The 13,052-nt window shown below is 31.7% G+C and carries 6 protein-coding genes and 2 pseudogenes; all 8 read right to left on the reverse strand.

The window, feature by feature from the left end; genetic code table 11:
* A pseudogene (locus OIU80_RS20310) lies at window positions 1–607 on the reverse strand (hypothetical protein); the annotation flags it as partial.
* A gap of 354 nt (window positions 608–961) precedes the next feature.
* A complete protein-coding gene (locus OIU80_RS20315) occupies window positions 962–2,179 on the reverse strand; it encodes a peroxiredoxin family protein (RefSeq protein ID WP_264288798.1) in 1,218 nt (405 codons plus the stop codon).
* Window positions 2,180–2,351: 172 nt separating this feature from the next.
* Window positions 2,352–4,679 carry an O-antigen ligase family protein gene (locus OIU80_RS20320; protein WP_264288799.1) on the reverse strand — a complete coding sequence of 776 codons (2,328 nt, stop codon included), beginning with the start codon at window positions 4,677–4,679 and terminating at the stop codon, window positions 2,352–2,354.
* A gap of 247 nt (window positions 4,680–4,926) precedes the next feature.
* Entirely contained in the window at window positions 4,927–6,912 is a 1,986-nt protein-coding gene (locus OIU80_RS20325) for an OmpA family protein (RefSeq protein ID WP_264288800.1), read from the reverse strand.
* A gap of 18 nt (window positions 6,913–6,930) precedes the next feature.
* Window positions 6,931–7,845: a PorP/SprF family type IX secretion system membrane protein gene (locus OIU80_RS20330; RefSeq protein ID WP_264288801.1), complete on the reverse strand. Its 915-nt coding sequence runs from the start codon at window positions 7,843–7,845 to the stop codon at window positions 6,931–6,933.
* A 357-nt stretch (window positions 7,846–8,202) separates the two neighbouring features.
* Entirely contained in the window at window positions 8,203–9,435 is a 1,233-nt protein-coding gene (locus OIU80_RS20335; RefSeq protein ID WP_264288802.1) for a gliding motility-associated C-terminal domain-containing protein, read from the reverse strand.
* Between the two features lie 128 nt (window positions 9,436–9,563).
* Entirely contained in the window at window positions 9,564–11,960 is a 2,397-nt protein-coding gene (locus tag OIU80_RS20340) for a hypothetical protein (protein ID WP_264288803.1), read from the reverse strand.
* Between the two features lie 57 nt (window positions 11,961–12,017).
* Window positions 12,018–13,052 (reverse strand): annotated as a pseudogene (locus OIU80_RS20345) (hypothetical protein); the annotation flags it as partial.

The following is a 13,052-nucleotide window of genomic DNA, read 5'->3' on the forward strand; positions in this document are numbered from 1 at the left end:
CAGTATCTCCATCCTGTGAAAATAAAAATTCCTTAAATTCTCCACTACAATTATTAGTAACACGTACAATAGCCGTACGTGCGATAGCAGTAGCATTAGGATACATACTTATAGTAAATGCTCCTGTGTCTTTATTTGTAATATCGATAGTAGTAAAATCGCTACCTGTTATAATGGTATATGTATAGGGTGTTTGTCCAGTACAGGCTGGTTTTTCTACTGGTGTAAAAGGACCGTTTGTTCCACCCTCAGGAGGAAAAGGAGGCTTTGTAGGGGCTCCAGGTTTAAAACTAATATCGGCATTACCTATGCACATACTTACCCATTTTAGTGTATTCCAGTATTCTATACACTCATTATCAAGATTGTATACAGTAAGCCCTTTTGCTTTTGTATCACTGATAAAAGCAGGAGTTGTAAGGTTGTCTCTTTCTTCGGTAGTAAGCTGGGGCATACGTATACCTCCTTTAATTGTTGCTGTAGACAACTCCAGTAAAGAATAACTGGCAGGTTGAGTGACTGATCCTATAGTTGTCTGACCTGAAACAAACAACGGGAACAACACTAGTAAGTTAATTAAAAATTTTAATTTTAATTTTATTTCCATGATTACAATTTTTAACACGCTGAGCGTAATTAAATTATTTCTTGATCGTAAGCTTGTTAGCTAATAATCTATTTGTTTTTATATATTATTAAATGTGTTGTGATTTACAACTTCTATTGCTGAGCAATACTCAATAAGATACCTGATCCTAAGTGTTTTCACAAAGGGTACCTATTATTTCCTATTTTAATGTGGAAATTGAGAAACTAATCTGCCCGAATTAATTGTTCCTTATTTTGTATAGAGCAACGATAAATAAATTAATAAACTCTCCTTTCTAAACTTGTTTTTTTTCATTTTACTACCATTTTATATATTACTAATTATTCTTCTTCATTTATTCAAAAACTCACTTTACTGCAATAATCCTGTATCAAATAATTGAGCATATCTTCCTGTTATCTTGCCTTTTTCTATTACAAAATAAGTTGGTGTCATTATTACTCCATAAGGATAAAAAATATGGTTATTTGGGTCGTTTAATTTATATTTCCAGAGAAATTTTTTGGTATTTTCCTCCAATTCTTCTTTACTTGAATCTACTGAAACGGATACTATTTTTATTTTTTTTTCTATCAGTTTTTCAGATTGGTTTTGTAACGCTTCTATTTCATTCTTGCATAAATCACAATTACTATCGTAAAAAAACAGTAGTACTTTATCTTTAAATAATGAACTTAGTTTTGTTTTTTTATCTAATAAAAAATCGGGGGGTGTTTCTCCTATTTGTACTCCCCTGCTTTTTAAAAGAATAGCGAGATTACGAGTTGGAGATTTAAGCCTACCTGAATTATAACTATGCTGTACCAACTGATTTTTAATATATTCCCAACCGTACTGTTCACAAATATCAATAAGATTATTAGTAAATTCGTCTAGTACTTTTTCTTGTTTTATATTATCAAAAACATATAAGGCATCAATAATCAACTTATCATCATCTTTTATTCGGTTATTATACATTGCTACCCAATAGGAAAGCATTGTTTTCCAATAGGACGAATGATATAACACTAACATATCCTGATTTAAGAAGTCTGAACGTAGCTTTTCAATTTCTTCACCAGAAGCTCTTTCAAAAACTAAAATCCGTTTGAGATAATCAATTTCTTTTTTTAATTGAGAAGCATATAATTTGGGATTATCTGTTACTTCTTCTCCCAAAAGGTAGTCTTTAAAAAACTTATTTTCTTCTGATCCTGTAAACCGTGTTGTACGAGTATCTGGATAAGCAAAATCTGATGCTATGGAAAAGCTTTCGCTATTTAAAATCAGATCCATTTTTGAATCTTCGCCTATAACAAACGATGCCATACCTTGATACTCTTTAACAAAAGCAGGTAATTGTACTTTTGCATTTCCTTGTTTATCTAAACTACCTTTAGCAATGGTATCATTTTTTGTTCCTTTATACCCGATAAGCATATAATGCTCGGATGGAAAATGTTTTAATGAAATATTAATATCCTGCGCCCATAACTCTAAATTGCAAATCAAGAATAGCATTATCATTATTCCTCTTCTTATCATCTCTCTTCTCTTTATTACTTTTAACTTTAAAATTATTCTCATCTTCTTTTTTACTATCAATTATAAACACGTATCATTAAGTCAAAAAAAACGTTACAATGTTGTCCTGAATAAATCTCACAATAAGACGTAAAATTGCAAAGTTTACATCTTCTTACTTTGCAGCCTACTCCTACTCGCTCTTTACAATTAAATAACTACTGGTTTAAATTCATTATTTACAAAATCGCTCCAGTAATTGTTCTGCTCCCGGAAAATTTTTATTTTTTGATATTCCCAGATACTTACATCCTTTCGTTTTATCTTGAATTGCGATGTAACAAGTCCCTAAAACGTATTCTGTTTTTCCATCATTCAAACTAGCAGCATTTGATATTTTTGATAAATAATCGATTGCTTTCTTATATTGATCTAATTTAAAATAACAGATTCCTATATTCTGTATCACCAACTCATTTTTAGGATCTTCATTTAATGCTTTTTGATAATAGGTGATTGCCATATCAAACTTTTGCTCCTTTCCATATTCCTGTGCTTTTAGCAAATAATTATCTCTTAAAACATGTATCACATCTGATTTCCTTTCTAATAAAAGACTGTCTTTTGGAAATGCTGCCAAACCTTCATCAAGAAAAAAAAGCAATTTCTGGTGACTGAATCCTGATAATTGTAATGCTTTTGATGTACTAACCCAATTCTCAGGCATTTTTCGATATTTAGAAAATTGATTATGAATTTTTAACATCTCCAAAGTGTCTTTTTTTTCATTGGCTACAAAAAGAGCCGATAAATAAAAATCTTTATTTCTTGGTCTTTTATAAAAAGCTATTTTGGCATATTTATAGGCTTTATCAATATCTCCATTATTAAAAGCAATCTTTTGAATATACCAATCGGAATTACCTAAATATGGATTCAGTTTTTGTGCTAATTCAAAATAATGCAATGCTTCTTTGTATTTTTTTTCATAAAATAATGATACCCCAGCATACTCTACGAAAGGTTCGGAGTAGAAACTCAACGATGGATATGTTGGCAGGTTGGCAATAATCTCATTAGACTCTAATAAACGTCCTGTTTCTGGCAACATATCATTTACTCTATAAGCTGCCTGATATACCTTAAATTTATATTCTAATTGTGCTGCTTTAAATTGTGAAAACGCAAAATAAAGACACACAAGGCTGATGATAGTTATTGCTACTGGTACTATTTTAATTCCCGACACTGATCTTTCTGGCTCAGAAACCACGGCTTCTTCTCTTCCATTTACCAATGTTAGTGCCAATAAAAAGCAAAATCCCAATTGCACTGCTGGTATATATAATGGAAAATTTAACAATGCATCGAGTCCATAACCCGAAAGTAGCATTAAAGAAAATATAGCTGTCAGCTGTACTTCTTTCTCTTTAGATTGTAAAATTTTATTTACTGAAATCCATACAATAATAACAAATAGAGATAAATATACTAGTCCGTTAACTATTCCTGTTTCTGCCGTTATTTCCAGAAAATCATTATGTGCATTACTAGAAATATTTGAATCATCAATAAGCGTATTTTCATAAGACAAACTTTTAATCTTCCAATTTCCAATACCGACTCCCATCAATGGATTTTCAGCAATAATTTCACTTGCATTTTTCCAGAAATCTAATCGTAGTTTAGCTGATGAGTCTGTTGGATTATTGGTTAATTCTATTTGTCCTATTCTGCTCCCTACTGACTGATAACGTTCTGAATCTCCTACTTTTGCAAAAATCAGGTTTGATATAAAAAACGATATTATAACTGGGAAAATGATGCAAGCCATTTTTATAAATTCAACCTTTTTTATTGTGTTTATTTTACAATAAAAAACTAAAAAAACAATAAGCTGTAAGCCCAAACCTAAAAATGTAGCCCGAGATCCTGTTAAGAATATTATAATTACACTAAGAAATAAAGTTAAAATCAATATTGCTCTTTTCCAATTTGAAAAATGTATAATTCCTAAAATTAGAAAAGGGATTTTTATATTTAAACTAGCTGCAAGTATATTTATATTCCCTGAATTCCCTTTAATACCTGATAAATCTAATGTTTTTGAAAAATCATAAAGAATTAAAATGGACTGTATAAGGATGCTAATTCCAACAATAAAAGCAATTTTAAAAAGTAACTCAAATCGATTATAAAGTAGTATTGCCAAATTTAAAAAAACACAAAAAATAATTAACAATTTGCTAAAAGCCACTACTGCTAAAGAAGCATTGATAGCTGAAATTATTGATACTCCACAAAGGAATAAGAACGTAACATATGTTTTTAATACGGAACTGCCTCTATATATCAAAATCAGTCTTTGAGGTACTATTTTGGGGTTACAATACCAATAAATACCAATAACTATATTTACTAATACCAGATATACATATTGCGGACTGTATCTTTCGATTGTTTTAAATGATGGTAAAAATTCCATTAATAAATAAGCTACAATAAATAATAACACTATTAAATTAGAACTATCTTTTTCTCTATTCTGTAATCTAGTTTCCATATATAAATTTAGCTTTTAATTTTTATTTTTCAAGTTAAAACAACGAAGTGTTGTTTTTAAAATATTGATATCATGCAAGTTAAAAATTATTATTTTATGTAAATATTGTTTTTTGATGCTATAATTTGCAGTTTTTATTCTCTAACTGATACGAGCTATATTATATCCTATTAAAAACAGTAGAAGTCATAAACGGATATTTTACTTCTCCGTTTACAACTACTACAAACCAAAAAACTATTCAATTTTATTTATTCAATATTATAATAAATTCGGAACGTCTGTTTAGTTCATGCTCTTTTTCTGAGCACTTCACACCATTTGTACACTTGTTAATCAATCTAGTTTCTCCAAAACCTTCACCAGTAACTCTTTCTTTTGCAACCCCTGCTTTTACAATATACTCTACTGTAGCTGCTGCTCTTTGTTTTGATAAATGTAGATTGAATTCGTCTCTACCTCTACTGTCTGTATGTGAGTTTACTCGTAATGAAATATTTGGTCTAGCTAATAACAGTTCTACTATTTTATCCAGCTCTACTTTAGACGATTCTCTTATTTGAGAACCTTCATAGTCAAAATAAATAGGTTCAAGTTCTAACGTTTTAGTTAAATCGTCTCCTTCTTTCAGTACTACTCTTTTATTAGCAACGTTAACTTCCATTTCATTATACAAATCTGGCGATATCACTCTTTTTTCTAACTGCTGTAACATTGGTACTGATACTGTTTCCTCTATTAGCCCTACTTTTTTATATACTAATGTGTGTTTTTGATATGGCTCAAGTAAAATGGAATATTTCCCTTCGGTATCTGTTTGATAACTAGATATTTTATCAAATTCCGCATCAAAAACTTCAATAGTAACTCCAGCAATAGGAGCTCCTGTAATACTATCTTTTATTGCACCTGAAATAGTTGGCTTTATATTAAATGAAAAATCTACAGGACTTCTTTCTGTAAATCCATACAAATCATCATTTCCATCTCTATTTGACGAAAAATATCCTTTTTGAGTTTCTCTGTTTATTCCATAAGTAAAATCGTCATAAGCAGAGTTTACTCCGTCTCCCAAATTAACAACTTTATAAATACCTTCTTCATCTTTTACAGCTGCAAAAACATCTAATCCTCCTAATCCTGGATGTCCATCTGATGAAAAATACAATATCCCTGAAGCATCTATAAAAGGATATGTTTCTCTCCCTAATGTATTGATTTCATTGCCTAATGATCTTATTTCACTTACTCCATCTGCTTCTGTTATGCTCCCTACATATAAATCTGAATTGCCCATTTCGTTATTTCTGTCTGACACAAAATATAATTCTTTATCATCTGGACTTAAAGCGGGATGACCTGATGAAAATCCGTCACTATTTACAGGATATGGCAACTCTTCAACATTTTTCCATTGGTTATCAATATAATGTGCTTTATATATTTTTAAATAATTAATTCCTAATTTTTTACTTCTACCTAATTTACCCAACATATAATTACTGCCTGTAAAATACATGGTTTTACCATCTTTTGTTATCACTGGTGTACTGTGATGAAATTTTGAATTCACATCTCCTTTTAAAATTTTAGAATTAGTTAATCCTCCATCAGGAGTAATGGTTGCCATGTAAATCTTAAAGTACGATTGATTGTCCCAATTGTTTTTTTGTGTCAATACTGAACTTGAGTTTTTGGTTGTTGCATACAGTAGTTTGTCTTCACCTAAAAAAGCTACTCCAAATTCTGATGAAGGTGAATTAATTGCTACATTATTTAACACGTGACGCCCTGATTGTTCTTTTATTTTAGACATAAAGTTCTCTGGAAGCCAATTATCACTTATATCTTTTTTTCCTGTTTTTAAATAGTATTTTTTCAGGATAGTCGCTGCTTCAGAATATCTCTCTGCAGTTTTTAATGTTTGTGCATATCTAAAATAATATTCTGGCGCTATGTTCCCCCTAGTTTCCATTAACTTAGCGTACCATATTAGCGCTTCTGGATAATTGGAGTTATAATAATATGAATCTGCTAGTTTAGCATATACATTCGCTGATGCATTTCCTTTAGTTGCTATTCTTTTATATAATTTACTTGCTTCTGCAAATGCAAATTGATTGTAAGCTTCATTTGCTTTTTCTAATCTTTTATTCTGTATTTGCGCATAACTTTCATGCATTATAAAAGAGAAAAAGAAAACAAAAACTAGAGTTAATTTTCTATAAATCATGATTTATCAAATTAATTATTAAAAGAACCTAGGTGTTATCATTCTATATTTTGATTTAGGAAACAAGTCAAATCGCAAGAAAACTTCATGTGATCCTGAATTGTATTTGCCTAATTTTTGAGTATCAAAATCGTATGCATAACCAATATTTAAACCTTCTGAAATCTGAAATCCAGCCATAGCACTTATTGCTGCATCCCATCTGTAGGCTGCTCCCAATGTTAGCTTTTCGTCCAAAAGAAAGTTTGCTGACAAATCAACCGCAAGTGGGGATCCGCTTACTCCTTTTATCATCGCTGCAGGTTTAAATTTTACTGCATCTGATAGTTCAAATACGTAACCTCCCATTGCATAAAAATGTTTTTTTCTAGTAGCTACCGAAACTTTAACATCATCGTAGAATTCTGTTTCCAAAAACCTCGGTACTGATATTCCCGCATACCATTTATCTGAATGTAGATATGCTCCTGCTCCTATGTTTGGAGAAAACTTGCTTTCTACACCTGTAAGCATCATATCATTTCCTTCGTGAACGTTTAATTTAGTATAATCAACTTCCCAGAAATTCCCCACAGCACTAAGTCCAAGAGATAACTTCACATCTTCTGATAACTGAATCGGATAAGAATAGTTGACTGAGATAGCTGTTTCTTTTGTCGGCCCTATTTGATCATTAATAATAGATAGTCCTAACCCTTGCCCATTTATACTTACCGGAGTCTGAATAGAAAAACTTCCTGTTTTAGGCGCTCCGTCTAATCCAACCCATTGTGCTCTGTAAATTCCCAATATACTTGTGGTACCACTTGTTCCAGTATATCCTGGATTTATTGTCATGGTATTGTACATATACTGTGTATATTGAGCGTCCTGCTGCGCAAAAGATGGGGAAAAGCCGGCAAGCAAGAACAATACTATTATTATTTTTTTCATATCCCTTTTAATTTTTAAATACTGATTTGTCCAATAATTTTAATTTGTACACTTCTTATTTCAATTTTAAAATAATCTCCTTAAAAAGTTTTTAATTTGTGCCCGGACAATGGCATGTTCTACATGATCCAAGAATGAAAAGCAGTAGTATGGCAAATCCAAATAGAAACCGATATAAAATTAATGTGGCTGTGTTTTTCATATTCTAAATAATATATTTTATTAAATCCGATTCTTTTTTAGTTGCAAATTGTAAGTATTTACACTATATTTGCTGTTTGTATTTTTGGTAAACCAAATACAATTCATATTATTAATTAAAAAATTGTAATGATTTTAATTCGCATTATTTCTTTGTTAGAAATACAGATAGCCTACTTTTTCTCTAGTGATATCCTTACTTGTTTTATACCTGAGTATATAAAAATAGGTTCCTGTAGATAATTTTTCTCCCTTGCTAATAGTAGCTCTTCCTTCCGAAATTCCTTTAAACCAATTTCCATCTATACCATATCCTGAAGTTTCAAACACTTTAACTCCCCATCTGTTATAAATTTCTAAGGTATTGTCTGGGTAAATTGATAATCCTTCTATAAAAAAGAAATCGTTAATTCCGTCCTCATTTGGCGAAAAACCATTGTAAACAACAACATCTTCTTCTTTAGGCGGGAGTGCTTTATTTATCCTTGCTAGTGTAAAAACACCATCCTTAGTAATTTTAGCTGTTACTGTTTTATTATTACTATCTGTTGCTACATCATAAAACTTCCACTCTTTATCTGTTTCATCCCATCTTACAATTCCGATAGAAGTTTCATTTTCTGGGTTCTTAATAATTTCATCTGGTGTCGTATCCTCATGCCATGATAATGTTAATGCAAAATCAATAGCTTTATCTGTCGTATCAAATTTCCAATACTCTGCATTATTAATCAGTAGTATCTTATTTTGTTTTTTATTATGTGGATATTCATCATTTGAATTTTTTTTAAAATATTCACTTACATAATTTTTACCATCCTGACTACTTTGTCCAATCGCCATCGATCTATAATATCCTTCGTCACCCACGGGAAACTCAAACTCGTTTTTCCCTTTTTGCTCTGCATGCCCCAGCACAAAACTCTCATTACTTGCATTATCATGTGTAGCATTAGCTTCAAATACAATTTTTCCGTTGTAGTTAGAATTATCCACAATTCCGTAATAGAAATTAGAAGTCCCTCCCACACTTATATCCCCATCTAAAAGAAAAGCAGGTTGTGCTGACTTGTTTTCAAATCGTACATTATTTAGCTCACTTGGTAATGTCCCAGAAATATGCTGTGCACCTGTTGTTCCTTTAAAATGTACTAACCCTGTGTTTAATGATGGGGTAAATGTTACCATTCCATCATTATTAAAATTGGCATATACAAAAAACGCCCCATCATTAACAACATCGCCAGCAGGAATATTATTAAAATCTCCTACTGTCGAAAACTGTGTTCCAGGCATCATTACTAACTCTCCTGCATTTACTGTTTGTGCATTTAGTTTTCCAACTGCACATATTGCCAGTATAATTGTACTTATATAAATTTTGGTCATAACTTTTATTTTAAAATGTTATCTCAGAAGACAACGAGTTATATTCTTAATTTAAACGTTGAGTTATAAAAACACCTCAATTATTGCATTTACAAAAGAGGTGTTATTTACTTCTATCCCTTAATTATTTAAGGGATTAAATAATTAGGATCAATGTTTTCCTGAGCATATTTAATTGCCCAAGCCATTGCATTTCCATACATCATACTATTATAAACTGTAACACCTCCATTATAAGCTTTTGATTGAACAAGTCCTGCTCCGCTAATCTTGGCTGGCCAAGTAGTTGTTGATGTATTAGCAGCTGTACCTGCCATCCAGCCTGCATCTCCTATATACACATACCCTAAAGTATTATGTTTAAACGCAAATATTTTAGAAGCGCTACCATTTTGAGTTGATAAAGTAGTTACATTTTCAGGCAATCCTGTAACATAATATGAGTTATTTACATCACTACCTAAATGGAGCCCTCTTATGTTACCAAAAGGACCATCTAAAAGTGGGTCTGAAACATTTAATATTGGGTTTGTATATGTTGACCCTGATCCAGAAACTGAAACTGATGAATCACAAATTGTATTAATTAAGTTCGCAGCACCACTAGCATCATTTTCTTGAGAGTGAATTATTACTCCTTTTTTATTTTTTACAAAATCATTCAAGATTAAAATTGAAGCTGCATTTGGTGTGTAATTATAGCCAATCACTATTATATCAATATTGTTATTGATTAAATTTCTTAACCCAGAACCATCATTGTTCCCTCCATTAACAATCTCTAACTTTTGTATCTGCACCGTACCTGTAGGTCCAAAATTTGATCCTAAAGCTAATATTGCTTTTGCAGCCTGCACTGTAGTCGCAGTTCCTGGTTGATACATTCCTGTTCCTAATCCTAAAACTCTCATGGTGCGAAAAACAAATGATATACTTTTGTTACAAGTTGCTCCTCCATTGGTACTATTTGCAGTAATTGCATAAGTAAATGAACCTCCAGATGTTGGTACTCCATTTGCTGTCATTACTACATTTTGTGCTCCTGTTGTAACAAACGTTCCTGTTGCCGAGAAGCTGATTCCGTTTACAGTATTTGTATTTATTGTATATGCTCCCACATAACTCACATTAACAGGAACTGTCATTGTATTTGCTCCATTCATAGCTATACCTGGTGCATAAGTTCCACTTGTTGTAATTTCTGAACAATTTGTTGTATAAGTAGTAGGCTGTCCAGCAATAACAACTTTAAGCGCACATGTACCTACAATACCTGGAGTTCCAGACACTATCAAATCTGTTGTTCCTCCTGCAATTGGTTTTCCTAACCCCACAAGCGTTACATTTTGTTCTCCTAAAGTAGCTAAGTCTATTAACCCTGAAGTAAATGAAATGCCATTTGCAGTATTAGTCGTAATTGTTGTTTGTCCTGTTGCGGTAACATTAACTGGTAATGTTATTTTATTAGTAGAACTTAAAGCTACATCTTGCATATAGACTCCATTTTGTGTTGCAACAGCACAATCTATTGTATATCCTACTGGCGCTACAGTAAGTGGAATATTACTACATGAAGCTCCTACAAATGTTTCTGCATTTGATGATAGATTAAAACTATTTAATCCAGATGCTACAGGTGCTCCCGTTCCTAATAGTTCAACAGTCTGTAATCCAGTGGTAGTGAATTTTCCTGTTCCACTAAAAGAATAGCCATTTACAGTATTTGTACTCATACTCCAAAAGCCGATACTAGTAACATTTACATCAAGGGTTAACTTATTATCATTCGTAAGTGGAATCCCTATAAAGTAGTCCCCATGAGAACTAATACTGGCACAATTAATAGCAAAATCAACATTAGCTTTTTCTACAAAAATATATGGTGAACAAGGAGTTGTGATTCCATTTAATATAACACTAACTACATCACCATTATCACCTAATACATATCCCTTATTTGGCGTACCTGTTCCCGGGAGATTCAATATATATGAACCCGCACTTGGAAATGTCCCATTGGTATTAAAATAATATCCGTTTGTAGTCGATGCCGAAATAGTATAAGTCCCTGGCTGGGTAACAGTAACTGGAATAGTCATATAGTTTGCTGGTACCAGAGCTTCTCCTTCTTTATAGGTTCCGTTTGCAATTATTTGTGCACACTGAGCTGTTGCTATATTTGCTACAGCTGGGGGTGGTGTTCCACAAATACTCAACCATACACTCTGGATTACACTCCAATAATCAAAACAACCAGTAGTTGTATTAAATATAAATAATCCATCTGAAAGATTACCTACTGGAATAGCATTACGCTGTTTAGTAGTTAACCTTGAAATTAACATTCCTTTCGTATTACTTTCTAATTCTAAAATAGCTCCAGATCTAGCTTTGTCAGCCCCATCACTTACCGTTCCATCTTTTATTTTCGAGCTTTCTAGCTGTGCAAATGCAGAATAAAACCCAAATAAACAAAAGATAACTATAAAAATTATCTTTTGTATTTTATGTATTGATCTCTTCATATTAATAAATTTAAATAAGGAACCGCAATTATTAATTGCAGTTCCTTAAACATTTGATTAGTAATTATTTTTTTCTAAAATCAATTTTTCTAATTTTTCCAAACGCTCATTCATAACTTTTGAATTGGCTTTTAATTCCTGAATTTCATTGTTTTTTGCATCAAGCTGCTTGTCTTGTTCAATAACATGTAAATACAGTTCTTCCGTTTTTTCCAATAATTGTATTGATAATTCAGAAAGATTAAATGCATAACCTTCAGCTGTTTTCTCCAATTTAGTAATAGGTGTTATTCCTGGTAAATGCTTGTTTTTTCTGATATAAGCATCTACTTCAGATAGTGACTTAAATTTATACTCCGCTTTTATATCTGAGAAACCTTTAAAATAATCTTCAAACACATAATCGGCAAAATAACTGTTTACTGTAGTTATAGACCCTTTTACTCTTAACATTTCATTTGGTGCATCAGATTTTGTTTCATATCCAATTCCTACCCATCCTCCTGTATAAATATCTTCTTTATTTGAAGTTGCTCCTGTATTAGTAGTTGTACTAAACCAAGGCTCTTTTATTAATGGAGTTAAATCTAATGCATGAGGTGTTGTTACCTTTTCATCAGTATAATCTAAAGTACTGGTTGTTGTATTAACTTCAAGCTTTGTTAATGTTTCTGCATCACCAATTAGATCAACCATTTTGATTTTATTCTCAAAACCATCTTCATCTATATAATCAAGAGAATGTGCTGTACCATCATAACTAAGTGATGTTACTGTTTCTTTAATCTCGACTGGTGCATTTGTTGTCTCATTTACATATCTAGCTATTGTACGCGTCTCTATACCTGTTATTTGAGCTACAGGAGCTATTGATGTTATTGTTTCCTGAATTTCAACCGGCGCATTTGTCGTCTCGTTCGTATAAGTAGCAATTGTTCGTCCTGTTACAATAGGAGTTATTGCTGTTACTGTTTCAGCAGTTTTTATTGCTGCTGTTAAATCAACAACATTTCCTGTTACTCCATTTACTATAGTGCTTAACTCATTTTTATTTAATGTATTAGAAACCGTAGTTACTTTAGTAAGTACTTT

Source organism: Flavobacterium frigoritolerans (genome assembly GCF_025847275.1).
In the GTDB taxonomy this organism is placed as follows: Bacteria; Bacteroidota; Bacteroidia; order Flavobacteriales; family Flavobacteriaceae; genus Flavobacterium; species Flavobacterium frigoritolerans.